Origin of the sequence: Pseudomonas mangrovi (assembly GCF_003052585.1) — a bacterium.
GTDB classification, from domain to species: domain Bacteria; phylum Pseudomonadota; class Gammaproteobacteria; order Pseudomonadales; family Pseudomonadaceae; genus Aquipseudomonas; species Aquipseudomonas mangrovi.
In genome coordinates this window covers 132,966-157,940 of the sequence record NZ_QASN01000019.1, presented here as the reverse complement: position 1 = coordinate 157,940, position 24,975 = coordinate 132,966, and the positions used below count along the sequence as shown (strand labels likewise).

21 protein-coding genes are annotated in these 24,975 nt (G+C 66.2%); 9 read left to right on the top strand and 12 right to left on the bottom strand.

All coding sequences use genetic code 11. The annotated features are described in order from the left end of the window. The first annotated feature begins 200 nt into the window (after window positions 1-200). The 4 genes from yedA (at window position 201) to DBO85_RS19460 (ending at window position 6,329) form a co-directional block, all read left to right on the top strand. On the top strand, window positions 201-1,082 hold the full coding sequence (yedA, locus tag DBO85_RS11795; protein WP_407681467.1) for a drug/metabolite exporter YedA: 882 nt from the start codon (window positions 201-203) through the stop codon (window positions 1,080-1,082). A 54-nt stretch (window positions 1,083-1,136) separates the two neighbouring features. After that, a complete protein-coding gene (locus DBO85_RS11790; protein WP_108107472.1) occupies window positions 1,137-2,483 on the top strand; it encodes a DEAD/DEAH box helicase in 1,347 nt (448 codons plus the stop codon). Window positions 2,484-2,650: 167 nt separating this feature from the next. Beyond that, complete coding sequence (locus tag DBO85_RS11785) at window positions 2,651-4,345, top strand: Hsp70 family protein (protein WP_108107471.1); 1,695 nt, start codon at window positions 2,651-2,653, stop codon at window positions 4,343-4,345. A gap of 10 nt (window positions 4,346-4,355) precedes the next feature. Continuing rightward, window positions 4,356-6,329, top strand: a complete 1,974-nt coding sequence (locus DBO85_RS19460) for a J domain-containing protein (protein WP_233356600.1) — start codon at window positions 4,356-4,358, stop codon at window positions 6,327-6,329. A gap of 209 nt (window positions 6,330-6,538) precedes the next feature. Here the strand turns inward: DBO85_RS19460 and DBO85_RS11775 are convergent, their stop codons facing one another. Then, window positions 6,539-7,663, bottom strand: coding sequence for a methyltransferase (locus DBO85_RS11775; RefSeq protein ID WP_108107470.1), 1,125 nt, complete (start codon window positions 7,661-7,663; stop codon window positions 6,539-6,541). A gap of 91 nt (window positions 7,664-7,754) precedes the next feature. Between DBO85_RS11775 and DBO85_RS11770 the strand changes: the two genes are divergently transcribed. Next, the gene (locus DBO85_RS11770; protein ID WP_108107469.1) at window positions 7,755-8,531 is read left to right on the top strand and encodes a ferredoxin--NADP reductase; all 777 of its coding nucleotides are present in this window, start codon (window positions 7,755-7,757) and stop codon (window positions 8,529-8,531) included. A 23-nt stretch (window positions 8,532-8,554) separates the two neighbouring features. Here the strand turns inward: DBO85_RS11770 and mscL are convergent, their stop codons facing one another. Next, entirely contained in the window at window positions 8,555-8,968 is a 414-nt protein-coding gene (gene mscL / locus DBO85_RS11765) for a large-conductance mechanosensitive channel protein MscL (protein WP_108107468.1), read from the bottom strand. Window positions 8,969-9,084: 116 nt separating this feature from the next. Further along, on the bottom strand, window positions 9,085-9,831 hold the full coding sequence (locus DBO85_RS11760) for an EAL domain-containing protein (protein ID WP_108107467.1): 747 nt from the start codon (window positions 9,829-9,831) through the stop codon (window positions 9,085-9,087). 233 nt (window positions 9,832-10,064) lie between these two features. Here DBO85_RS11760 and DBO85_RS11755 point away from each other — a divergent pair, with 233 nt between their 5' ends. Further along, window positions 10,065-10,334 carry a YdcH family protein gene (locus DBO85_RS11755; protein ID WP_108107466.1) on the top strand — a complete coding sequence of 90 codons (270 nt, stop codon included), beginning with the start codon at window positions 10,065-10,067 and terminating at the stop codon, window positions 10,332-10,334. 197 nt (window positions 10,335-10,531) lie between these two features. Continuing rightward, the gene (locus DBO85_RS11750) at window positions 10,532-10,930 is read left to right on the top strand and encodes a DUF4870 family protein (RefSeq protein ID WP_199286998.1); all 399 of its coding nucleotides are present in this window, start codon (window positions 10,532-10,534) and stop codon (window positions 10,928-10,930) included. 51 nt (window positions 10,931-10,981) lie between these two features. Here DBO85_RS11750 and DBO85_RS11745 read toward each other — a convergent pair whose 3' ends face one another. The 5 genes from DBO85_RS11745 to DBO85_RS11725 form a co-directional block, all read right to left on the bottom strand. Continuing rightward, window positions 10,982-11,557: a biliverdin-producing heme oxygenase gene (locus tag DBO85_RS11745; RefSeq protein WP_108107465.1), complete on the bottom strand. Its 576-nt coding sequence runs from the start codon at window positions 11,555-11,557 to the stop codon at window positions 10,982-10,984. After that, window positions 11,550-13,955, bottom strand: a complete 2,406-nt coding sequence (locus tag DBO85_RS11740) for a response regulator (RefSeq protein ID WP_108107464.1) — start codon at window positions 13,953-13,955, stop codon at window positions 11,550-11,552. The genes DBO85_RS11745 and DBO85_RS11740 overlap by 8 nt, the downstream gene beginning before the upstream one ends. Before the next feature lie 51 nt (window positions 13,956-14,006). Continuing rightward, window positions 14,007-14,483: a response regulator gene (locus tag DBO85_RS11735; RefSeq protein WP_108107463.1), complete on the bottom strand. Its 477-nt coding sequence runs from the start codon at window positions 14,481-14,483 to the stop codon at window positions 14,007-14,009. After that, on the bottom strand, window positions 14,484-16,751 hold the full coding sequence (locus tag DBO85_RS11730; protein WP_108107462.1) for an ATP-binding protein: 2,268 nt from the start codon (window positions 16,749-16,751) through the stop codon (window positions 14,484-14,486). A 196-nt stretch (window positions 16,752-16,947) separates the two neighbouring features. After that, entirely contained in the window at window positions 16,948-17,382 is a 435-nt protein-coding gene (locus DBO85_RS11725) for a CopD family protein (protein WP_108107461.1), read from the bottom strand. A 112-nt stretch (window positions 17,383-17,494) separates the two neighbouring features. On the opposite strand from DBO85_RS11725, the gene radA reads away from it, so the two are divergent. Continuing rightward, on the top strand, window positions 17,495-18,859 hold the full coding sequence (gene radA / locus DBO85_RS11720; RefSeq protein ID WP_108107460.1) for a DNA repair protein RadA: 1,365 nt from the start codon (window positions 17,495-17,497) through the stop codon (window positions 18,857-18,859). A 21-nt stretch (window positions 18,860-18,880) separates the two neighbouring features. Here radA and DBO85_RS11715 read toward each other — a convergent pair whose 3' ends face one another. The 4 genes from DBO85_RS11715 to glyA form a co-directional block, all read right to left on the bottom strand. Continuing rightward, complete coding sequence (locus DBO85_RS11715; RefSeq protein ID WP_108107459.1) at window positions 18,881-19,252, bottom strand: PilZ domain-containing protein; 372 nt, start codon at window positions 19,250-19,252, stop codon at window positions 18,881-18,883. 191 nt (window positions 19,253-19,443) lie between these two features. Then, the gene (locus DBO85_RS11710; protein WP_108107458.1) at window positions 19,444-19,905 is read right to left on the bottom strand and encodes a methyltransferase family protein; all 462 of its coding nucleotides are present in this window, start codon (window positions 19,903-19,905) and stop codon (window positions 19,444-19,446) included. 103 nt (window positions 19,906-20,008) lie between these two features. Next, window positions 20,009-21,412: a GGDEF domain-containing protein gene (locus DBO85_RS11705; protein ID WP_108107457.1), complete on the bottom strand. Its 1,404-nt coding sequence runs from the start codon at window positions 21,410-21,412 to the stop codon at window positions 20,009-20,011. Window positions 21,413-21,639: 227 nt separating this feature from the next. Further along, window positions 21,640-22,893: a serine hydroxymethyltransferase gene (gene glyA, locus DBO85_RS11700; RefSeq protein ID WP_108107456.1), complete on the bottom strand. Its 1,254-nt coding sequence runs from the start codon at window positions 22,891-22,893 to the stop codon at window positions 21,640-21,642. Window positions 22,894-23,182: 289 nt separating this feature from the next. Here glyA and ettA point away from each other — a divergent pair, with 289 nt between their 5' ends. Next, the gene (gene ettA, locus DBO85_RS11695; RefSeq protein ID WP_108107455.1) at window positions 23,183-24,850 is read left to right on the top strand and encodes an energy-dependent translational throttle protein EttA; all 1,668 of its coding nucleotides are present in this window, start codon (window positions 23,183-23,185) and stop codon (window positions 24,848-24,850) included. Window positions 24,851-24,975 lie beyond the last annotated feature (125 nt).

Below are 24,975 nucleotides of genomic sequence, written 5' to 3'. Positions count from 1 at the left end.
GCCGCGTGGCGGCTAACCCACCCTACGAATGCGCCGTGCTCATCGTAGGGCGCCATCAGCGACGCGCATTGCGCCGTGGCAGCTTGAGTATGAAAGGCGAGTCGCGGGCTCTTTTCTCGAACAAAGAATCGCTCTAAACCGGGCTTTTGCGTCGCGTCGCGAGCGGCGACAATGGGCGGCCCCATTCTGGTGCATCGATCATGTCCGCCCGCCGCATCCCCCTGTTGCTGATTGGCGCCTTCGCCGCTCTCTATCTGATCTGGGGCTCCACCTACCTGGCGATTCGTATCGGCGTGGAAAGCTGGCCACCGCTGATGCTTGCCGGTGTGCGCTTCCTGATCGCCGGGGTGCTGTTCTACGCCTGGCTGCGCTGGCGTGGCGTGCCCTCGCCGAGCGCGCGCGAGTGGCGCGCCGCCGGGCTGATCGGCACGCTGCTGCTGGTCGGCGGCAATGGCGGGGTCAGTGTCGCCGAGCATCTGGGGGTGGCGTCCGGCGTGGCGGCCCTGGCGGTTGCGACCATGCCGCTGTTCGCTCTGCTGTTCGGTCTGTTCTGGGGTCAGCGTGCGCGGCTGCTTGAGTGGGCCGGCATCCTGCTCGGGCTGCTCGGCATCGTGCTGCTGAACCTTGGGTCGAACCTGCAGGCCAGCCCGCTGGGCGCGGCGCTGCTGGTGTTCGCCGCGGCGAGCTGGGCCTTCGGCTCGGTGTGGAGTCGCTACCTGCCGCTGCCGGCCGGGCCCATGGCCAGCGCCGCGCAGATGCTGGTGGCGGGTGCGGTCCTGCTGGTGCTCAGCCCGCTCACCGGCGAGCGACTGACGCAGATGCCCAGCCTCGCCGGTTGGGCGGTGCTGGCGTACCTGGTGGTGTTCGGCTCGATCGTCGCCTTCAGCGCCTATCTGTACCTGCTGAAGACGGTACGGCCGGCCGCGGCGACCAGCTATGCCTACGTCAATCCGGTGGTGGCGGTGCTGCTCGGTATCTTCTTCGCCGGCGAGCGGATCGTCGCCGCCGAGTGGCTGGCGATGCTGGTGATCGTTGGCGGTGTGGTGCTGATCGGTCTGCCGCAGTGGCGGCGCGGGCAATGACGCGGCGCTGCGGGTAAACTGCGCAGCTTCGTCGCCCGCCTCGGAAATACCGCCATGACCTTCGCCGCCCTCGGCCTGATCGAACCCCTGCAACGCACCCTGGCGACGCTCGGTTACCAGAAGCCGACGCCGGTACAGACCGAGGCGATTCCGGCCGTGCTCAAGGGCCGCGACCTGATGGCGGCAGCGCAGACCGGCACCGGCAAGACCGCGGCCTTCGCCTTGCCGCTGCTGCAACGGCTGACGTTGCAGGGCGCCAAGGTGGCGAGCAACTCGGTGCGCGCGCTGGTGGTGGTGCCGACCCGCGAGCTGGCCGAGCAGGTGCAGCAGAGCGTGCAGACCTATGCCGAGGGCCTGCCGCTGCGCAGTTACGCGGTCTACGGCGGGGTCAGCATCAATCCGCAGATGATGGCGCTGCGCAAGGGCATCGACCTGCTGGTGGCTACCCCCGGACGGCTGCTCGATCTGTACCGGCAGAACGCGGTGCGCTTCGATCAGTTGGAGACCCTGGTGCTGGACGAGGCCGATCGCATGCTCGACCTGGGCTTTGCCCGCGAGCTGGACGAGCTGTTCAGCGCCTTGCCGAAGAAGCGCCAGACCCTGCTGTTTTCCGCGACCTTCTCCGATGTCATCCGCGCCATGGCCGGCGAGCTGCTGCGCGAGCCGCTGTCGGTCGAGGTCAGCCCGCGCAACGCGGCGGCCAAGAGCGTGCGCCAGTGGCTGGTGACGGTGGACAAGAAGCGCAAGAGCGAGTTGTTCCTGCACCTGCTGGCGGAGCGGCGCTGGGGCCAGGTGCTGGTATTCGGCAAGACCCGCAAGGGCGTCGACGAGCTGGAGAGCCTGCTGCGGCAGCAGGGCATCAGCGCCGACTCGATCCACGGCGACAAGCCGCAGCCGGCGCGCCTGCGTGCGCTGGAGCGGTTCAAGGCCGGCGAGGTGCAGGTGCTGGTGGCCACCGACGTGGCGGCGCGCGGCCTGGACATCCATGACCTGCCGCTGGTGGTCAACCTCGACCTGCCGATCGTCGCCGAGGACTACGTGCACCGCATCGGCCGCACCGGTCGTGCCGGCGCCACGGGCGAGGCGGTGTCGCTGGTCTGTGCCGACGAGGTCGAGCAGCTGGCGGCCATCGAGAGCATGATCCGCCAGGTGCTGCCGCGCCACGACGAGCCGGATTTCATCCCCGATCACCGCGTGCCGCAGACGGTGCTCGGCGGGCAGATCCTGAAGAAGCCGAAAAAGCCCAAGCAGAAGCTGGTGCCGGGGAGCGGCGCCGGGGCAAAGGGCAAGGTGCACCTGGGCAACTGGTTCGACGGCGACGACAAGCCCAGGGTCAAGGCCGTGCGCAAGGGTCCGGGGTTTGCCGGCGGTGCGCGCAAGGGCCCGAAGAAACCCGGCTGAACGGCCGCCTCGCCGCGCGCTGAGCGCGGACTGTGTTCCGTTCGGCAGGCGCCGAGCGGCACGCTTTACTTGCCCGCCACGGCTCGGTCTAATGCCCGACCCGGCACATGGACCCGCCCGTCTTCTCGTTTCTTCCGTGTGTCCGCGTCTACAGGAGTTACGCCGGCATGATCGTGGGAATCGACCTGGGAACCACCAACAGTCTGGTCGCCGTCTGGCACGAGGGCGCACCACGCCTGGTCGAGAATGCCCTCGGCCAGTTGCTCACACCGAGCGTGGTCGGCCTCGATGACGATGGCCAGATCCTCGTCGGCCAGGTCGCCCGCGAACGCCTGCAGACCCATCCGCAGCTGACCACCGCGCTGTTCAAGCGCTACATGGGCAGCAATCACGAGATTCGCCTGGGTAGCAAGGTCTTGCGCCCCGAAGAGTTGTCCGCGCTGGTGCTGCGCAGCCTCAAGGAAGATGTCGAGCGTGCCTTCGGCGAGCCGGTCAGCGAAGCGGTGATCAGCGTGCCGGCGTACTTCAGCGATGCCCAGCGCAAGGCCACCCGGGTGGCTGGCGAGCTGGCCGGGCTGAAGGTCGAGAAGCTGGTCAACGAACCCACCGCCGCCGCACTGGCCTACGGCCTGCACCAGAAGGACGAGACCACCATCCTGGTCTTCGACCTGGGCGGCGGCACTTTCGACGTGTCGATCCTCGAGCTGTTCGAAGGCGTGATGGAAGTACGCGCCAGCGCCGGCGACAACTTCCTCGGTGGCGAGGACTTCGACGATGCCCTGGCGCAGTACTTTCTGGCGCGTCAGGCGGGGACGGAGGGCTTCCCGGACACCAGCACGCCGCTGCTGGTCCAGCGCCTGCGTCGCGAGGCGCAGCGGGTGCGGCATGCACTCGGGCAACAGGCCGAGGTGGACTTCTGCCTGCGCGAGGATGGTCGCGAGTGGAGCCAGAAAATCACCCAGGACGAGCTGCAGGGTGCCCTGGCTCCGCTGATCGAGCGCCTGCGCGCGCCGATCGAACGGGCCCTGCGCGACGCCCGCCTGCGTGCCGCCGATCTCGACGAAGTGCTGCTGGTCGGCGGCAGCACGCGCATGCCGCTGGTGCGCAAGATGGTCGCCGGACTGTTCGGGCGCATCCCCTCGATGCACCTCAACCCGGACGAGGTGATCGCTCAGGGCGCGGCGGTGCAGGCGGCGCTCAAGGCACGCCACGCGGCACTCGAGGAAGTGGTGCTGACCGATGTCTGCCCCTACAGCCTGGGCATCGAAACCAGCGTGACCTTCGGCAGGCAGCATGAGGCCGGTCACTATCTGCCGATCATCGAGCGCAACAGCGTGGTGCCGGTCAGCCGGGTGAACACCGTGCAGACCCTGCATGACAACCAGACCCAGGTGCTGCTGCGGGTGTTCCAGGGCGAGAGCCGGCTGGTCAAGGACAACATCTACCTGGGCGAACTGGATATTCCGGTGCCGCCGCGCAAGGCCGGCGAGGTCTCGCTGGACGTGCGCTTCACCTATGACATCAACGGGCTGCTCGAAGCCCAGGTGAGCATTCCGCTGACCGATGAAACCCATTCGCTGGTGATCGAGAACAACCCCGGCGTACTGACCCGCGAACAGATCGCCGAGCGGCTCAAGGCGCTGGAGTCGCTGAAGATTCACCCGCGCGATCAGCAGGTCAACAGCATCCTGCTGGCGCGCCTGGAGCGGCTCTATCAGGAATGCCTGGGCGAAGCCCGCCAGTACGTCGGCGAGCTGGCCGGACAGTTCCAGCATGTACTCGACAGCCAGGACGAACACCGCATCCGCGAAGCGCGCGCCGGGGTGGCGCAGCGGCTGGACGAACTGGAACGGCAACTCTGAGGCGGCTGCGATGAACTGCTGGACTGTCCTCGACTTGCCCGACGATGCCGACGAGCGCACGATCCGTCGGCGCTATGCGCAGTTGCTCAAGGTCCATCGGCCGGACGAAGACCCGGTGGCGTTCCAGCGTCTGCGCGAGGCCTATGAGCGCGCCCTGCAGCTGGCACGCTGGCGCGCCGAGCAGGTGCAGGACGAACGCGAAGAACTGCCTTCGGTGGACAGTGCGCCAACCGGGCTGGCAATCGAAACCATCGAGCTACCCCTTCGCGGCGGCACGCAGCAGGAGGCCGGACTGCCTGCGCCGCTGACGCTGCACACTCCGCCGCAGCGTGTCCCGCTGGAGCGGCCTGCGGACTCGCCGGAGCAAGGCGCGCCCGGCGATCTGCTGGTCGAGCCGCCAGGGCTGGCTGGCGACGCCGCCGACTGGTCGCAGGATGCGCAACTGCCCGAACTGCTGGCGCTGCAATCGCCCCCCCTGCAACACCTCTCCCTTGCCAGCGCGGTGCCGGAAGTCGCCGAGCAGGCACCGGCGCGCTGGTTCGCCGACGGTTCGGCGTCCGCGCTGGAGGCCGCGCTCGCCGAGGCAGAAGCCGCTGCGCAGCGTGCGCTGTTCGAGCGTGAGCTCCTGCGCGAATGCCTGACCGATAGACGCGATGCTCAGGCACTGACGCGCTGGGCATTGCAGCGTCTGCACTGGTTCGAGCTGGGGCAGCGAAGCGAGCTGCCGCTGCTGGCGATGAACGCGTTGGCCGCACGGCTCGCCGATGACGCCATCGACGAGCTGGCGGGCGATCTGCAGGCGGGGCAGGAGCGCATGTTCCTCGAGTGTTTGCGGATGCTGCTGGCAGCCGGCTGGTTGCAGGGCTTCGACCGGCGCGCGCAGTTCCAGCAGGCGCTGGCACAGCTGCTGCTGGAAACACCGGGCTGGTCGGATGCGCTCTTCGGAGCGGTCTGCGATGCCTGCGGTTGGGGTGAAGGCAATTTCGCCGATCTCTGGCAGTGGCAGGCGCTGGTACGGCGCGCCGAGCAGGTCGCCTACGAGAGGCGTCTGCGTGGCTTCCTCGCAGGTACTCGTCCGGTCGACGCCGAGCAGAAGGCGGCATGGTTGCTGCTCAAACCGATGCAGGCGGGCGAGCGTGAGCGTTTCAAGCTCAGCCTGACCGCAGAGGACTGGGCCGCCTACGGACTGCTGTGCGACACGCTGCGCTACCGCTATCCGGAACTCTGGGATGCCTGGGGCTGTGGCGAGCCGGAAGAGCCGGACGACATCGCCCCCGACCGCGATGGCTGGCGCTACACCAGCGTTGCGCTCTTCCTGCTGCTGCTCGTCGGACTGCTCGTGCAGGGCAGCGGACGCGGCGCCTTCGATGACAATCTCGCCGAAGTCATACCGCTGGCTATCGTCGCTGCGATGGCCACCGCCTTCCTGGCCTGGGTGATGCGCGGCTGGGCCTGGCTGAGCGATGCGCTGGTGCGGGTGGATGTGACGCTCAGTCAATGGGTTTTGCTGGACACCTGGGTGGACGGACGCCGAGGCCTGTTGCTGATCCGCCACCTGTTGCCCTGCGCGGCGCTGGCCTTTCTGGTCGCCAACTGGAGCGGCTTCACACGGGAAGATACGGCGGCACTGTGGTTACTGATATTCGTCGGCTGTGGTGTCTATTCGCTGCTCGCGGTGCGCGGCTACGCGCTGACGGAAATCGGCCTGGCGATGCTGGTACAGGGGTTGCGTGGGACGCTGGGCAAGGCATTGCTGGTACTGATTGCGGCCGCTGGCCTGGCCACTCTGGCGATCTATCAGGCAGATCGGCCTCCCGCGGTCGGGTTGCCGGAGCCACAGGCGGAGCAAGCTTGCGCCGACGAGTCCTGTCAGCGCTGGGCGGCGGTCAAGGGATCGCTGCTGGAGCTTGCGCGAGCCAAGCGTGCGGCCGAGGAAGAGGCTCGCCAGCGCGAGGCTGGTGCTGCGCCTCAGAGCAGGTTCTAGACGGCAAGTCGCTTGCAGCATCCCTCACCCGCCTTCGGCACCCTCTCCCGGCGGGAGAGGGAAAAGCCCCGCGCGTTCGGCGCGCGTGAGCCCCGCACAGCGCCGTCGCCGGACAGCTTCCCTTCTCCCTCCGGGAGAAGGTGGCGCGCAGCGCCGGATGAGGGATGTATCAGGCAACTCGCCGTTTCGCTAAGGACTCGCCGACGTTTCTAGCGAATCGCCCGCAGGATCACGAATTTCGGCGTTGCCGCCATCTGTTCGACGCGGCTGAACAGGCGCTTCAGCTTGACGTGGTAACCCAGGTGGCGATTGCCGACTATCCACAGCTCGCCGCCCGCTACCAGTGCCTCGCGGGCCTGCTGGAACATGCGCCAGGCGAGAAAGTCGCCGACCACCTGCTGCTGGTGGAACGGCGGGTTGCACAGCACCAGGTCGAGCGACTGCGACGGCTGCTCGGCGAGGCCGTCGTCAGCGCGGATGGTCACCGGCCGCTCGCCCAGCGCCGCCTGCCAGTTCTCCCGCGCCGAGCGCACCGCCATGTATGACTCGTCGACCAGGGTCAGCTGCGCCTGGGGGTTGGCCAGCGCACAGGCGATGCCGAGCACGCCGTTGCCACAGCCCAGATCCGCCACCCGTGCCTCGCCTAGCCCCTCGGGCAGGTGCGGCAGGAAGGCGCGGGTGCCGATGTCCAGTCCCTCGCGGCAGAACAGGTTGGCGTGATTGACCAGCTCCAGCGCTGGCTGGTCCAGGCGATAGCGGGTGGGGTAGGGCGAACGTGGCGCCGGGCGCTCGGCGGGCGTAGCCATGAGCAGACGGGCCTTCTTCTGCGCCAGTGAGGCCTGCACCGGACCGATGTACTTCTGCAGCAGGTCGCCGGCGGCGCGCGGCAGGTGCTTGAGCATGGCGCCGGCCACCACCTGCGCGCCGGGCGCCAGATGGCCATGCAGGCCGATCAGCTGCTCCTCCAGCAGCGCCAGAGTCTTGGGCACGCGGATCAGCACCCGGTCGAACAGCCCCTGCACCGGCTCGCTGGCGGGGATGAAGTGCACCCTGTCCGCCGGCAGCTGGTTGCGCGCCAGGTTCTTCACTAGCGCCAGATGCGCCAGGTGCGAGTCGCCCCAACTGCTCACCCGTGCATGCGGCGCCAGGCTGGCGGCAAGCGCACCGAAGCTGTCGTTGATGATCAGCACGCGGGCCTCGGCCGGCAGACCGTCGGCCTGCAGCTGGCCGAGCAGGTAGTCGTCGGCGGCGTCGAACGCCTTCAGCGGCTCGTTGGGTTGCTCGGGCTGGCGGAGCAGGTCGAGGCTGGCGAAGGGGCTGGTCAGAATAGGCATGCAAACTGGCGGTGTTTGTCGCGGTCGGAAGGGCGTATCAAGAAGACTACCCACGGCTTCCGTGGCGAGCGTTACGAAAAGGGAGCGAAGTATGACCGCCAGCGCCGAGAAGTTCACCCGCCAGCACCTGCTCGAGGTGCGACCCTGGTCGTCGACCCTGTTCAGTCTGCGCTGTACCCGTGATCCGGGCTTTCGCTTCAGCGCCGGGCAGTTCGCCCGCCTGGGTGTGCGCAAACCCAGCGGCAGCATTGTCTGGCGTGCCTATTCGATGGTCTCGGCGCCGCACGACGACTACCTGGAGTTCTTCTCCATCGTGGTCCCGGAAGGCGAATTCACCAGCGAGCTGAGCCGGCTGCAGCCGGGCGACGAACTGCTGGTGGAGCGTCAGTCCTACGGCTTTCTGACCCTGGATCGCTTCCCTGAGGGCCGCGATCTGTGGCTGCTTGCCACCGGTACTGGGGTGGCGCCCTTTCTCTCGATGCTCCAGGGTCTGGAGGTCTGGCAGCGTTTCGATCGCATCCTGCTGGTCTACAGCGCGCGCTCATCCGAGGAGCTGGCCTATCAGGACCTGCTCCGCGAACTGCCGGCGCGGGAGTATCTGGAGGGGCTGGGCGAGAAGCTGATTTATCTGCCGACGCTGACTCGCGAACAGGCGCCTGGCTATCTGCACGGACGCCTCACCACGCTGATCGACAACGGCGAGCTGGAGCAGGCGGCGGGCGTGGCGCTGGACCCGGCGCATTCGCGGATCATGCTCTGCGGCAATCCGCAGATGATCGAGGAGGGTCTGGCGCTGCTGAAAGGCCGCGGCATGCAGCTGGCGCTGACGCGCCGTCCGGGGCAGATCGCAGTGGAGAACTACTGGTAGCGATCTGCCCGCGGCGTTGCCGCTCAGGGCTTCTCGGCCTGCGCCTTGAGCAGGTCGCGGATATCGGTGAGCAGCAGTTCTTCCTTGCTCGGTACCGGCGGCGCGGAGGGGGCGACCGCTTCTTCACGCTTGAGTCGGTTGATGGTCTTCACACCGACGAAGATGGCGAAGGCGACGATGATGAAGTCGATGATGGTCTGGATGAACTTGCCGTAGCCCAGGGTCACCGCCGGTGCATCGCCTTCGGCGGCCTTGAGCACGATGGCCAGGTCGGAGAAGTCGACGCCACCGATCAGCATGCCCAGCGGCGGCATGATCACGTCGCCGACCAGCGAGCTGACGATCTTGCCGAACGCGGCGCCGATGATGATGCCCACGGCCATGTCGATCATGTTGCCTTTCACGGCAAAGGCCTTGAATTCGTTGATGATGCCCATCGCTCACTCCTGTGGATCGTTCTGATTGGTTGGTTCGGTGGTGCCCGACGACTTTGATTCCCTGGCGCAGCATTGTGCCTTAGCTGGCAGCGACGGCAAGTGTCAGCGCGGCGAGCTTACCTGGGGATGCTGACGGCGGGCAGGGACTCGAAGCCGGGACGTGCCAGCAGATAGCCCTGGAACAGACCAATGCCCATTCCCTGCAGGGTCAGCAGTTCCTCGCGGGTTTCGACACCTTCGGCGATCACCCGGATATCGAGCCGCTGGCACATCGTCAGTACCGATTCGACGATGGCCTGGCGCACCGGATCGGCCTCGATGCCGCGGATCAGCGCCATGTCGATCTTGATCAGGTCCGGCTGAAATTCGGCGAGCAGGTTGAGGCCGGCGTAGCCGGCACCGAAATCGTCGATCGCGGTGAGGAAGCCCTGCTTGCGGTAGGCGCGCAGAATTTCCAGCAGGTGGTCGGTGTCGGTCACGCGTTCCTGTTCGGTGACCTCGAAGATGATCCGCTCCAGTGGAAAGCCGTGGGTGCGTGCCGCTTCCAGCGTGGCGCGGATGCAGGTTTCCGGTTTGTACACGGCGTTCGGCATGAAGTTGATCGACAGCCGCGCGGGGATCTGCAGGCGGGTTGCCCATTCGATGGCGGTGGTGCGGCAGCGCTGGTCGAAGGCGTAGCGGTTGTCGTCGTTGACTCGCGCCAGCACCAGGCCGGCCGGCTCGCCCTGGCTGCCACGTACCAGCGCCTCGTGGGCGTAGGTCTCGCCGCTGTCGAGATCGATGATCGGCTGGAACGCCATGCTGATCTCGAACGGCAGCGCCTGGCCGTCCGCGCAGGCGGAACAGGACGGAGGTTGAGGCATCGGAAGGCTCCTATGGGAATCATGTGCTTGCAGGTTAGACGCTGTGCGGATTTTGCGATCCCGGCATTTGTGCCAGTGATGATGTGTCTTCGAGCTCTAACGGCACGCGGCGCGCATTCCGGGCCCCTGATCGAGCGCTTCGCCTGACTCACCGGGAGCGGGTTGATCCGGGTCAAGTGGTCGCTGGCCGGTGCTCGCTAGACTGCGGAAAAATCCCCTGAGGAGTCCTGCTCATGCACGTTGAACATCATCCCCTGGTTCGCGACTTTCCGGACATGCGCGAGCAATTGCACAGTCTGCGCCAGAGCGATCGCCACTTTGCCAACCTGGCCGACAGCTACGAGGTTCTCGACAAGCGCATCTGTCGTATCGAGGACGGCGTCGAGTTGCTCGACGACGCTGCGCTGGGTGCGCTCAAGCAAGAGCGGGTAGCGCTGAAGGACGATATCGCGCGTCAGCTCAAGCGTGCTTCCGGAAGCTGCTGTGGTGGCTGCTGCGGCTGACCCGCAGGCGTTGATTGATCGGTCAGGATTGCCCGGTGTCGTGCGCAGGTCTTGCGCCGGACAGGAAATTTCCCGAAGTGCTGGCCAATTGACGTCAAAGCGGTTTACGAACGCGCTCCGATTTTGCGATGCTCGCCGCCGTCAGCACCGATGGACGGTCGCCTGACGGCACAACATTGCATTATCAGGAGCTGTTCATGTCGGAAAATCTGCAAAACCCGCCGGTAGCCACCGCCGCCGCCACCCCTGTCGCCGCGCCCGCCGCTGCTGCGGCTCCCGTACAGGCGGTCAGCAACCAGAACATGGCGATGATCGTCTACATCCTCTACCTGGTGGGTTTCCTGATCGGCCTCAGCGCCCTGGTCGGCGTGATCCTGGCGCATGTCAACGCCAGCAATGAGCAGAATCCGATCATCAAGAGTCACTTCAGCTATCAGATCCGCACCTTCTGGTGGGGGCTGCTGTGGGTCTTCATCGGCCTGCTGACCAGCATCATTCTGGTCGGTTACCTGGTCCTGCTGGGCTGGTTCATCTGGACTCTGGTTCGCTGCATCAAGGGCCTGTCGGCCCTCAATCGTCAGGAAGCGATCAACTGACGATCCCGGCCCAGGCGCACCGCCTGGGCTGTGACTGCAGACTGTTCGGCGTCAGGCCGGGCAGTCCTGCAACCGCTCAGGGCAGTTCTGCCCACGCGCCCCTTCCAGAAACAGAGCGAAAGCGTCCTCTACGCCGCGCCGCAGTTCCTGCTCGTCGCACTGGTGTGCGCCTGCTTCGAGTTGTCGGAGAAACGCCGGCCAGAGCACCGCGCTGTCCCCGTGCGCGAGGTAGCTGACCGGTGCCGCGGGCTGTTCTTTCTGCACCCGTCGAACCAGCACTTGTGCACCCAGGCGCGAGCCTTCCAGCACGTAGACCGCGCCCCAGCACCAGCCTTCCGTCACCTGCCGCAGCGCGAGCATCGGCACTGGCATTGCCTCGGCGCAGCCGAGTGCCTGCAGATCGGCCAGCAATGCCGGGCTGCGCCGACGCGTCGGCCAATCCGCGAGCAGCCGCTCGATGGCGTGGTGCTCGAGTGTCTGCTCCAGGCTGAACAGGGCCGCGGCGTGAGCGCGCAGAAAGCGTCGATAGCCATCGGCTGTGTGTGGTGTCAGCGCGGAGAAAGCCTCATCGACCTGCCGATGCAGCTCAGCGCCGAACTGCCTCAGCCGCAGGCGCAGGCTAGCCACGGCGACCGCCTGCCTTCTTCAGTGCCTGGAACAGCGTGCGTGCCATCTGCTGTTCCTGGAATGGTTTGCGAATCACCGGACTATCGCCCAGGCCGAGCGCGCCCAGCTCGGCGTAGCCGCTGATGAACACGATCGGCAGTTCCGGCCGGCTGGCGCTCACCGCGCGGGCCAGTTCGCCGCCGTTCATGAGCGGCATGGCGAAATCGGCCAGCAACAGGTCTACCTGGGTGCTGTCGAGAAGGCGCAGGGCACTGGCGCCGGAATCGGCTTCGGTGACGCGAAAGCCGAGACCCTGCAACATCTGCGCAGTGACCTCGCGTACCGCAGGATCATCGTCGACCAGCAGGATGTGATGTCGTCCGGCGACGACGGCCTGCTCGGCGTCGACCACCGCAGCAGCGTTGGAGCAGACCGCGCCCGGCTCGGTTCTGGGCAACAGCACCTGCACTCGGGTGCCCTCGCCCTGACGGGTGAAGATGCGTACGCCGCCACCGGACTGTTTGGCGAAGCCGAACACCTGGGCCAGTCCCAGCCCCGAGCCCTTGCCGACTTCCTTGGTGGTGAAGAATGGCTCGAAGGCCTTGCGCAGCACGTCCTCGCTCATGCCGGTGCCGGTGTCGCTCACCGAGAGCATCACGTACTCGCCCGGCCCTGGCTCGTCCGCATGTGGCGAGGGCGCGTCGATGCGCACGTTGCGGGTGGCTAGCGTCAGACGGCCGCCGTCGCCCATGGCGTCGCGGGCGTTGATCGCCAGGTTGAGGATGATCATCTCGATCTGCGTGGGGTCGACCAGGGCATGCCAGAGGTCGGCCTGCGGTTCGGTCACCACGCTGATGCCGCCACCGAGGGTGCTCTTGAGCAGGCTGAGCATGCCCTCGATGGTCTCGTTGAGATCCAGCGGCGAGGGTGTCAGTTGCTGGCGTCGGGCAAACGCCAGCAGCTGGCTGGTCAGGGTGGCACCGCGCTCGCCGGAGGTACGGATGTAGTCCAGCCGGCGCAGGCTGTTTTCCAGTGGCGCCCCGCGCTGCAGGTCGCGCTGCAGGAAGCTGGCGCTGGTGAGAATCACCGTCAGCAGATTGTTGAAGTCATGGGCCACGCCTGCGGTCAGTTGCCCGACAGCCTCCAGGCGCTGCATCTGCTGCAGGGTCGCCTCGACCTTCTCGCGCTCCTGGATCTGCTTGCGCAGTGCGGCGTTGGCGGCGGCCAGCTTGTCGATATTGGCGATCTCGCTGGTGATGTCGCGCCCGGCAAGATAGGCCCGCCCGCCGTCCGGCACCGCGCTCCAGGCGATCCAGCGGTAGCTGCCATCGCGATGACGCAGGCGATTGACGAAGCGCTGGGGGACTTCGCCGCGGCTGAGCACCCCCATCGAGCCCTGACTGGCGCGCAGATCGTCGGGGTGGGTCAATGGCGCCAGCTGCTGCCTGAGCAGCACCTCCTGTGGCCAGCCGAGGATGTCCTGCCAGGCCGGGTTGAGTGCCAGGGCGGTGGAGTCGAAATCGGTGACCGCCAGCAGGTCGCGTGACAGCTCCCAGGTCCGATCACGCTCGCGGGTGCGTTCCTCTACCCGTTCGCCAAGCAGTTCGTTCAGGCGCGTCAGGGCTTCGGTGGCGGAGCGCTGCTCGGTGACGTCCATGACGACGCCGACCAGGCGTACGCAGCGCTGTTCGCTGAAGAACGCCTGGCCGCGCATCTCCAGCCAGCGCAACTGGCCATCGGGCAACTGGATGCGATAGGCACTGGCGAAGTCGGCCTGTTGCGGATCGCTGGTGGCCGCCAGGATGCGCTCGCGCAGGTAGGGCAGATCGTCCGGGTGGCAGAGGTGCTCGAAGGCGGACATGTCCAGCGGCGTGCTGGCGTCCAGGCCGCACATGGCCCGGTAGCGTTGATCGGCGAGCAGCCTGCCGGTCCTCGGTTCATAGTCCCACATGCCCAGGCGCGCGGCGTCGATCGCCAGCTGTGCACGCACGCCGACCTCGCGCAGCGCCTGTTCCGCCTGCTGTCGGCGCCGCCGTTCATTGACCTCGGCAAGGGCGCGAGTGACCGCCTTGGGCAGCAGCGAGAGGTTCTGCTTGAGGACATAGTCGACCGCGCCGGAGCGCATCATTTCGACGGCGTTTTCTTCGCCATAGACGCCGGAGAGGAAAATGAATGGCGTCTGCGGCGCCAGGCGCCGTGCCTCCTGCAATGCCAGGCTGCCGGAGAAGCCGGGCAGGATGAAATCGGCGAGAATCAGATCGAATTCGCGCCGCTGCAGCGCTTCGACGACGCCGGTGTGGTCGTAGGTCAGTTCGACATCCAGCGTGAAGCCGGCGCGCTCCAGGGCCATCTGCGCCAGCTCCGCATCATGCGGGCTGTCCTCGATGAACAGGACACTGATTGTGGTTGACGCAGGCATTGGCCTTCCTGTCATTGCTCGTACTACATGCCGGCGGCGCTGGCGTTGCGGTCAGTCGTCCAGTTCTTCGATGCGGCGCGTGCGCTTGAGGCGCAGCGAGCCGGGTGGCGGCTCGTTGAGCACGGCCCAGAAGATCCCGAGATCGGAGATGGCGGCGACGAAATCCTTGAATTCGACCGGCTTCACCACGTAGGCGTTCACCCCCATTTCGTAGGCACGCAAAAGGTCCGGTTCTTCTCGCGAAGAGGTCAGCATGACCACTGGAATGCTGCGCAGGGCTGGGGTCTCGCGCACCGTCTTGAGCACTTCCAGGCCGTCGATCTTGGGCAGTTTCAGGTCCAGCAGCAGGACCGCCGGATTGCCGTCATCGCGAGACTGGTAGTCGCCGCGGCGCAGCAGGTAGTCCAGCGCTTCGGCGCCGTCACGCTTGATGACGACCTCGTTGGCCAGCTGGCTGCGCTCGAGTGCCAGCAGGGTCAGCTCAAGATCGTGGGGATTGTCTTCAACGAGAAGAATGGGTTTGAGCATTTACTCTTTCCGGTCATCAAGATTGGTGGTGTAGGTCAGTTGCGGTAGAGCGAAGAAGAACGCGGCGCCCTGGTCCAGCCGGCCCTCGGCCCAGACCCGCCCGCCATGGCGCTCGACGATGCGCCGTACGCTGGCCAGGCCGATGCCGGTGCCTTCGAATTGCTCCATCCGGTGCAGGCGCTGGAACACGCCGAACAGCTTGCCGGCGTACTGCATGTCGAAGCCGACGCCGTTGTCCCTGACGTAGACCACCGTTTCGCCTGACTGTTGGCTGGCGCCGACCTCGATCAGCGCCTGCTCGCGGGTACGCGAGTATTTCAGGGCGTTCTCGATCAGGTTGCGCAGTACCAGATGGATGAATGCGGCATCCGCGACTATCACCGGCATCGGTTCAACGCGCCACTCGACCTGCCGCTCCTGGTAGTCGGGGCGCATTTCCTCGCGGATGGAGTCGACCAGGGCGGTCAGGTCGACGTCGGACAGGTGCAGTGCCGAGCGCCCCATTTGCGAGAAGCTCAGCAGGTTGTCCACCAGGGTGCCGGCGAAGCGGGCGGCCTCGGCGATGTTGCCGAGGAAGCGTTTGCCGCGCTCGGTCAGCTGATCGCCCTCGAGCTCGCCGAGCAGTTCGGTGTAGCCGGCGATGTGGCGCAAGGGGGCGCGCAGATCATGTGACACGCTGTAGGAGAAGGACTCCAGCTCCTTGTTGCTCTCGCGCAGCTCGCCCGCCAGCTGGGCCATTTCCTCGGCCTTGCGCAGGACGATGCCGAGGACCGCGCTGCGCAGCTCGAGCGCACCTTCGCGTTCGGCGTCGTCCCAGGGCGCGCAGTAGCCGCGCAACTCCTCGCGCCAGGTGTCGAAGCTGTTGCGCGGAGTCAGCGCGCCGCTGAACTCATCCTGCTGCTTGGTGGGCGGGCCCGCCCAGTTGATCGTCCGCACCCGTTCCCGGCGGAACCAGATCAGGTAGTGCGCGTGCAGCCTGGAGATGGATATCGCCAGCACGCCGGCACTGTGTCGCGCCAGTTCCGGCAACAGCGGCAGGTCGCGCTGCAGGTTGTCGCTGCTGAACAGCTGGTTGGGGACATGGGCGCCCAGCCAGTGGGCCAGGGCCATGATCTGCTCGTCCGCGGGGGCATCGCCGACACTGACGCAGCTGTCAGCGCTGACCACGGCAGCGCCGTCCGCCGCCGCGAAGGCGAGCACCACCTCGGGCATGCTGCGAAAGCCCTCGGTGACGCTGTCGCAATCGGCCATGCCGCCCAGCAGGCGCACGGTCAGGCGTCGCAGTTCCAGCTTGCGCAGGGCCTGCGCGGCGGTTTCGGTGGCGTCGATCTGCAGGGCGAGAATGCGCGCCAGCAGCTCGCAGGCGGTGCGGGTTTCGTGGCTGACCTGACGCGGCTCGTGGTTGTGGCAGGAGATCAGCCCCCAGAGGCGATCGCGAACCACGATCGATACCGACATCGACGCCAGGGTGCCCATGTTGCGCATGTACTGCAGGTGCACCGGGGATACGCTGCGCAGCGAGGCGAAGCCCAGGTCCAACGGCGCCCCGCTGGCCGGGTTGATGACCGGAAGTAGCGGCGAGGGCTGGTAGCTGGCGTCGGGAATGACGCGGATCAGGTTCTCGCGGTAGAGGCGTCGCGCCTGCGCCGGGATATCGGACGCCGGAAAATGGTGGCCGAGGTAGCTGGAGTAGCCCGGCTCGGCGTGTTCGGCGAGGACCTGGCCATTGCCTTCCTCATCGAAGCGATAGGCCTTGATCCTGCCGAAGCCGGTGATCCGGTGCAGCTCGAGCACCGCCAGCTGGCAGATGGACTGCAGGTCCTCGGCAGCATGCAGCTGGGTGACGAAGGTGCGCATCAGCGGATAGAGGTTGCCATAGGCGTCACCGGGGTTGCTGGCGCGCTCGAGTTCGACGATCAGCTGGCCGTCGTGACGATGCGCCATCAGCGCGAAGCTGGTCCCGCCGGCGGTGCCGCGGGCGAAGCTGACATCGCCCAGGTGGAAGGGGTTGCGGTCGTCCTCTGCAAGGGCGGCCAGCCGGGCCGGCAGCGTCGGCTCGGCGATCAGCTCCTGCAATGGCTGGCCCAGCAGATTCTGCGGCGACAGGCCGATCCACTCGTCCACGTTCTGGCTGGCCTGCAGCACGCGCAGGTCGGTATCGAGGACCAGCATGAAGCCATGGGGCTGGATGCTGCCGGGGATGTGTATGGGTTCGTCTGCGCAACGCTCCACCGCAGCGGCGAGAGCTTCAGGATAGCGAGCGGTCATCGTGTGTCCTTCCCGGCTACGGCCGGATGAATGGGCAGGCACCAATGCGATGGCTATCTATTGAGAGCGGCGTCAGTACCCGAGGTTCGCCGGCGGTGGTGTGGCTGCCAAGGATTGACGGGGCAATTTACCGGCAATGAGAACCAGTGCCAAGTCGAGCGGGATGGCGCTTGCGCTCAGGCGGCCGGCGATCGCCTCAGAACAGTGCGCCGACACGAAAGCCGGTGCCGGTCCAGACGAAGGCGACCGCGGCGAGGGTGATGAACAGAATGTGCAGGCCCAGGCGTGGCAGGCTGCGCTGGTCCAGGTGCGGGATCAGCGCCAGTCGTGCGTGCAGCCCGAGGCCCAGGGTCAGCGCCAGGAGCAGCAGCTTGGTCTGTACCAGTCGCGGCAGGGCGCCCTGGTCGAGCCATTGCGCCGGCGGCAGCCAGATCACGGCCAGCCAGAGCCCGCTGACGACCTGCAGCAGCAGGGCCGGCACACCGATGCGTTCGTAGATCTGCTCGAAGGCACGTATCGGTGCCGGGTCGCGGGCGAGCATGGCGCGCGGCAGGATGCCGAGCAGCAGTACCAGGTGGCCGCCAACCCAGACGCCGGCGCCCAGCAGGTGCAGAAAGAGCAGATGGCGCATGCTTCACCTCCCATGTTCTGCCTGCAGTATCGCCCTGCTGCCTGGGCGCGAGGCTGATCGCAATCAAGTTCGCCGTTATGATGGCCGCTTTCCTTCTCGGCGGAGCACCTCGATGGCCAAGGCCAAGCGCATGTATGGCTGCACGGAATGCGGCGCGACCTTCCCCAAGTGGGCAGGGCAGTGCGGTGAGTGCGGGGCCTGGAACAGCCTGACCGAGACGCTGCTGGAAAGTGGTTCGGCGACTCCGGCGGGGCGTGGCGGCTGGACCGGCCAGCAGGCCAACATCAAGACCCTGGCCGAGGTCAGTGTCGAGGAGGTGCCGCGTTTCTCGACCGCCTCCGGCGAGCTGGATCGCGTCCTCGGCGGCGGCCTGGTGGATGGCTCCGTGGTGCTGATCGGCGGTGACCCGGGCATCGGCAAGTCGACCATCCTGTTGCAGACCCTGTGCAACATCGCCCAACGCTTTCCGGCGCTCTACGTCACCGGCGAGGAGTCGCAACAGCAGGTGGCGATGCGTGCACGGCGCCTCGACCTGCCGCAGGACAAGCTCAAGGTCATGACCGAGACCTGCATCGAGTCGATCATCGACACCGCGCGCCGCGAACAGCCCAAGGTGATGGTGATCGATTCGATCCAGACCATCTTCACCGAGCAGCTGCAATCCGCGCCCGGTGGCGTGGCCCAGGTGCGTGAAAGCGCGGCGCTGCTGGTGCGCTACGCCAAGCAGAGCGGCACGGCGATCTTCCTCGTCGGCCATGTGACCAAGGAAGGTGCGCTGGCCGGGCCGCGCGTGCTTGAGCACATGGTCGATACGGTGCTGTATTTCGAGGGCGAGTCCGACGGTCGTCTGCGACTGCTGCGTGCGGTGAAGAACCGCTTCGGCGCGATCAACGAGCTGGGTGTGTTCGGCATGACCGACAAGGGCCTGAAGGAAGTCACCAACCCGTCGGCGATCTTCCTCACCCGCGCCCAGGAATCGGTGCCGGGCAGCGTGGTGATGGCGACCTGGGAGGGCACCCGGCCGATGCTGGTGGAGGTGCAGGCGCTGGTCGACAGCAGTCATATGGCCAATCCGCGCCGCGTCACCCTCGGGCTGGATCAGAATCGCCTGGCCATGCTGCTGGCGGTGCTGCATCGGCATGGCGGCATCCCGACCTACGATCAGGACGTGTTCCTCAACGTCGTCGGCGGGGTGAAGGTGCTCGAGACGGCGTCGGATCTGGCGCTGATGGCGGCAGTGATCTCCAGCCTGCGCAACAAGCCGCTGCCACACGATCTGCTGGTGTTCGGCGAGGTCGGCCTGTCCGGTGAGATCCGCCCGGTGCCCAGTGGTCAGGAACGTCTCAAGGAAGCGGCCAAGCACGGTTTCAAACGGGCCATCGTGCCCAAGGGCAACGCGCCGAAGGAAGCTCCGGCGGGGCTTTCGGTGATTGCGGTGACGCGCCTGGAGCAGGCGCTGGACGCGCTGTTCGACTAGAGGCGCGGACGAGGCGGCGGGTTACTGCTCGCCGAGGGCAGCCAGTTCCCGCTCCAGCAGGCTTTCGTCACCCAGGTTGAGCTCGACCAGGCGACGCAGATGGCTGATCGACTCGATGTCGATATGTCGGCAGACGAAGCCAAGCAGGTCGCCCTGGGTGCGGGTCAGCTCGACCTCCATCTCCAGCACCGCATCGTCGGCCAGGCGTACGCGGGCGAGGAAGGGCAGTGCGCCGTCGGCCTGCTGCCAGTCCTGCGGGCAATGCACCAGCAGACCCTTGAGCGACAGATCATGCAGTTTCGCGTTCCAGCGCCGTTCGCCCTGCAGCAGTTCGGTGGCGGCGTCAAAGGCGATGCGCTGGAAACGCCGGCGCTCGCTGGTGGAGTCGTTCATGTGATGTTCTCCGGATGCAATGCTGACCACTATAGCCAACCTGCTGCCCGGCCAGCTATCGACAGTCCCGCAAGAAGGTTCTCGTCTCGGCTGCGCACGGCGACAGGCGCGACGGGTTTCGCTGAGGCGCTGGTATGGCGCCGAGGGTGACCTCGCATGGGCGGCGGCCGGCAGCCGTTTCTGAGGAAATCCTAGAGCCAGCGACGCACGCGCTTGCGGTAGTCCTGGTAGTCCTCGCCAAAGAGCTCGACCAGCAGGCGTTCCTCGCGGACGATCACCCCGTAGTGCATGCCCAGGATCAGCAGCGGCAACAGCAGCCAGGTCCACAGGCTGCCGAACAGCAGCGCGATGCCGCAGTAGATCAGGCTGTCGGCCAGGTAGATCGGATTGCGCGAGAAGCCGAACGGCCCTTCATCGAGCAGCTTGCGCGGCCTGCCGTAGGGATTCACAGTGGTCTTGCGCCGGAGCATCAGCAGCCCGGCCCAGAGCATCAGCAGCAAGCCCGCATCGATCAGGCCCCAGCCTATATAGAAGGTCCAGTCGTTCTGCGGCAGGTCCAGCGCCAGCAATCGCTGCAGGCCCCAGGCGGCGCCGAGGAACAGCAGGTAGATGACCGGAGGCGGAAGTAGCGGGCGGGTAGGATGGCTCGACATGTGGGCTCTCTGACTCGGCGGTAGTGCTCTTGCCCGGAACAGGCGGGACTCTGCAGGCTGCCAGCCTAGCGCGTCGCGCCTTGTGCGCCTACTGAGAAGACGGTTACAGGTTGTCTGGAAGGCGCTTCGCCGCCCCGGGTGGAGGCGGCTCCGTCGAGGGGCTGAGTTGGTAGCGATTGCCACCGTCCTGTTTGGCCAGATACATCGCCAGGTCTGCTTGGTCGAGCAATGTCTGCGCGTTGTCGGCATGCAGCGGATAGAGCGCTATGCCGATGCTGGTCAGCACGGATCGACTGTGACCCTGCAGGTCGAACGGTTGGCCGAGCGCCTGCTGGATCTTTGCGGCGACCCCGGCCGCATGCCCGGGGCTGTGAAAGTCCTCCAGCAACACGACGAACTCATCGCCCCCGAAACGCGCCACCGTGTCGACTTCGCGCAGGCACTGGCGGACGCGCAGGGCAACCTGTTGCAGTAGCAGATCGCCCTGGGCATGCCCGAGGCTGTCGTTGACCTGCTTGAACTTGTCCAGGTCGAGAAACAGCAGGGCAAGGTGCAACTGCTCGCGGCGGGCGCGGGCCAGCGCGGTCTGCAGACGGTCGTGGAGCATCTCGCGGTTCGGCAGCTGGGTCAGCGGATCATGCTGCGCCATGAAGGTCAGACGCATTAGCATGCGCTGCCGTTCGATCGCGGTGGCGACCTGGGTGGAGACGAACTGCAGCAGCTCCCGGTCCCTCTCGCAGTAGCGCGCCTGGCGCGCGTCGCTCTGCAGGATCATCACGCCAAGGGTGCCGCCACTGGCGCCCAGCGGTACCCCCAGCCAGTCCAGCGAGTTGCAGTCGAGACCACGCAGGTACTGCGGACGCCGCGAGCGGGCTTCCGCACTGAGCAGCAGCGCCCGGCCGTCGCGGATCACCTCGGCGCAGAGCTTCTCCGCGCCACCCGCCAGTGGGTCACTCGCGGGCTGGCTCTGGCTGTCGGCATAGGCGACGTTCAGCCGGTCCGCCTGCTCGTCGTGCAGGACCACCGAGAAATGCGTGACCGGTAGCAACTCGGCGATGATCCGATGCACCTGCTGGAACAGGCCGGAAAGATCTCCGGCGCTATGCGCAGCCTCGGAGATGGCATACAGCGCCTGCTGCACGGCTTCGTTGCGCTTGCGCTCGCTGATGTCATGCGCCACCGCGATACGCACCTGATCATCCTCGGACCAGCGCGCCGACCAGAGGATGTGCGCGACGCTGCCGTCCTTGCGCAGGTAGCGGTTCTCAAAGCTGGGCTGATGGGTGCCCGACATGATCGCGTTGGCGGCCTGCAGGGTTCTGGCGCGATCTTCCGGGTGGACCATCTCGATCATGCGGCGGCCCAGCATCTCCTCGGCGGTATAACCGAAGATGCGCTGGCACGCGGCGCTGACGAAGACGAACTGGCCGTCCCGGTCGACCACGCAGATCGCATCGAGGAGCAGGTCCACCAGGGCGGTGGGGGGGATGTAGGTCTTTACGCTCATCAATCAGGACCGCTCGACTTGGCTTCGCCCACAACTCTCCAGCCGCTGCGGCTGCCGAGACTGGCGAAAGGGCATGAGTGCACGATAGTCGCAGTCGTGCGCCTGGTGTAACCGTATCGTTGCTCTTTGCGACCCGTCTGGAACAGCAAAACGCCCCGGGCCGGTATGGCGCGGGGCGTTTTCTTGGTGTGTCGTCCGGAGAGCAGCGCCACTCCGGGACAGGTCGATCAGTTGCCGTAGACCGGGAAGCGGGCGCAGACGGCCTTGACCTGCTCGCGAACGCGGTCGACGACCGACTCGTCACCCATGTTCTCGAGGATGTCGCAGATCCAGGTCGCCAGTTCGCGGCACTCGACTTCCTTGAAGCCGCGCGTGGTCACCGCCGGGGTGCCGATGCGCAGGCCGGAGGTGACGAAGGGCGAACGCGGGTCGTTCGGCACGCTGTTCTTGTTCACGGTGATGAAGGCGCGGCCGAGGGCGGCATCCGCATCCTTGCCGGTGATGTCCTGCTTGATCAGGCTGAGCAGGAACAGGTGGTTCTGGGTGCCGCCGGAGACCACGTCGAAGCCGCGGTCGAGGAACACCTGGGCCATGGCCTGGGCATTCTTCACCACCTGCTGCTGGTAGATCTTGAACTCCGGCTGCAGGGCTTCCTTGAAGCACACCGCCTTGGCGGCGATCACATGCTCCAGCGGGCCACCCTGGGCGCCGGGGAAGACTGCGGAATTGAGCTTCTTCTCGATCTCTTCGTTCTTCTTCGCCAGGATCAGGCCGCCGCGGGGGCCGCGCAGGGTCTTGTGGGTGGTGGTGGTGACCACGTCGGCAAACGGCACCGGGTTCGGGTACACGCCTGCGGCGACCAGGCCGGCCACGTGGGCCATGTCGACGAACAGGTAGGCACCGACCTTGTCGGCGATTTCGCGGAAGCGCGGGAAGTCGAGAACCTGCGAGTAGGCGGAGAAGCCGGCGATGATCATCTTCGGCTTGTGCTCGACAGCCAGGCGCTCGAGTTCGTCGTAATCGATCAGGCCGGCGTCGGTGATGCCGTACTGCACGGCGTTGTACAGCTTGCCGGAGCTGGAGACGCTGGCGCCGTGGGTCAGGTGGCCGCCGTGGGCCAGGCTCATGCCGAGGATGGTGTCACCCGCCTGCAGCAGGGCCAGGAACACCGCGCTGTTGGCCTGCGAACCGGCATGGGGCTGGACGTTGGCGTAGTCGGCACCGAACAGCTCTTTGGCGCGATCGATGGCCAGCTGCTCGACGATGTCGACGTATTCGCAGCCGCCGTAGTAGCGCTTGCCCGGATAGCCTTCGGCGTACTTGTTGGTCAGCACGCTGCCCTGGGCTTCCATCACCGCCGGGCTGGTGTAGTTCTCCGAGGCGATCAGCTCGATGTGCTCTTCCTGGCGCAGGGCTTCCTGCTCCATGGCGGCAAACAGGTCGGCGTCGAAACGGGCAAGGGTCAAATCACGGCTGAACATGAGCGGTCACCTGGAGATCGGGCTGGGGCGGTGGAAAGAAGGCGCGCATTCTACCCCAAGCTCCGCCGGCTGGCATATGAAAGGCAGTCATGTGCCGGGCGAGCGCCGCTCATCGCGGCGGCTGGCGGTTTGCTCCGTCTGGCGCATTCCGGTAGCTTTGCCGCACGCGCGGCGGCTGTCCGGACCCTCCCCAGGCGAGACGGGTCACGATGGCCGCGCGGCGAGCGGCAGGTCCCGGCTCGCCCGATAAGCCCCCATTCCCGAACTCTTCAACGCTGGGTTATTCCTGATGGCTCAATACGTCTACACCATGCATCGGCTGAGCAAGGTCGTTCCGCCGAAGCGTGAAATTCTCAAGAACATCTCCCTGTCGTTCTTCCCGGGCGCCAAGATCGGCGTGCTGGGCCTCAACGGCTCGGGTAAATCCACCCTGCTGAAAATCATGGCGGGGGTGGATACCGAATTCGACGGCGAAGCCCGTCCGATGCCCGAGCTGAATATCGGCTACCTGCCGCAGGAGCCGCAGCTCGACCCGAGCAAGACCGTGCGCGAAGTGGTGGAAGAGGCCGTCAGCCAGATCAAGGACGCCCAGGCGCGACTGGATGAGGTCTATGCCGCTTACGCCGAGCCGGATGCCGACTTCGACAAGCTGGCGGCCGAGCAGGCCAAGCTCGAGGCGATCCTGCAGACCAGCGACGGTCACAATCTCGAGCGTCAGCTGGAAGTCGCCGCCGACGCCCTGCGCCTGCCGGCCTGGGATGCCAAGGTCGAACACCTCTCTGGTGGTGAGAAGCGCCGCGTGGCGCTATGCCGTCTGTTGCTGTCGGCACCCGACATGCTGCTGCTGGACGAGCCGACCAACCACCTGGACGCCGACTCCGTGGCCTGGCTTGAGCATTTCCTCCACGACTTCCAGGGCACCGTGGTAGCGATTACCCACGATCGTTACTTCCTGGATAACGTTGCGGGCTGGATTCTCGAACTCGACCGCGGCGCCGGGATTCCCTACGAGGGCAACTATTCCGGCTGGCTGGAAGCCAAATCCGAACGCCTGGCGCAGGAATCCAAGCAGCAGTCGGCCCATGAAAAGGCCATGAAGGAAGAACTGGAATGGGTACGCAAGGGCGCCAAGGCCCGCCAGTCCAAGTCCAAGGCACGCCTGCAGCGCTTCGAGGAGATGCAGTCGCAGGAATTCCAGAAGCGCAGCGAGACCAACGAGATCTATATCCCGGTCGGCCCGCGTCTGGGTGACAAGGTCATCGAGTTCAAGAACGTCAGCAAGGGCTACGGCGACCGCGTATTGATCGACAACCTCTCGTTCAGCATGCCCAAGGGCGCCATCGTCGGCGTGATCGGCGGCAACGGTGCCGGTAAGTCGACCCTGTTCCGCATGCTGATGGGCAAGGAGCAGCCGGACTCGGGCAGTATCGAGATCGGTGAAACCGTGCAGCTGGCCTGCGTCGACCAGAGCCGCGACGACCTCGACGGCAGCAAGAGCGTGTGGGAAGCCGTGTCTGGCGGCTCCGACATGATCAGGATCGGCAACTATGAAGTGCCGTCGCGCACCTACGTCGGTCGCTTCAACTTCAAGGGCGGCGACCAGCAGAAGTTCGTCAAGGATCTCTCCGGTGGTGAGCGTGGCCGTCTGCACCTGGCGCTGACCCTGAAAGAGGGGGCCAACGTGCTGCTGCTCGACGAACCGTCCAACGACCTCGACGTGGAAACCCTGCGTTCGCTGGAAGAAGCGCTGCTCGACTTCCCCGGCGCGGCAATCGTGATCTCTCACGATCGCTGGTTCCTGGATCGCGTGGCGACCCACATCCTGGCGTACGAGGACGACTCGCATATCGAGTTCTTCGAGGGCAACTACACCGAGTACGAGGCTGACCGCAAGAAGCGCCTCGGCGATGCTGCGGCGCAACCGCACCGGGTGCGTTACAAGAAGCTCGCCCAGTAACCGGGCTGTCTGCTGCATCCGAACCCCGCCTTCTGGCGGGGTTTTTCATGCTGGGCTTTCACGGCCAACAGGTGGCCGACAACCGTAGGGCGCAATAAGCGCAGCGCATTGCGCCGCGATCACCA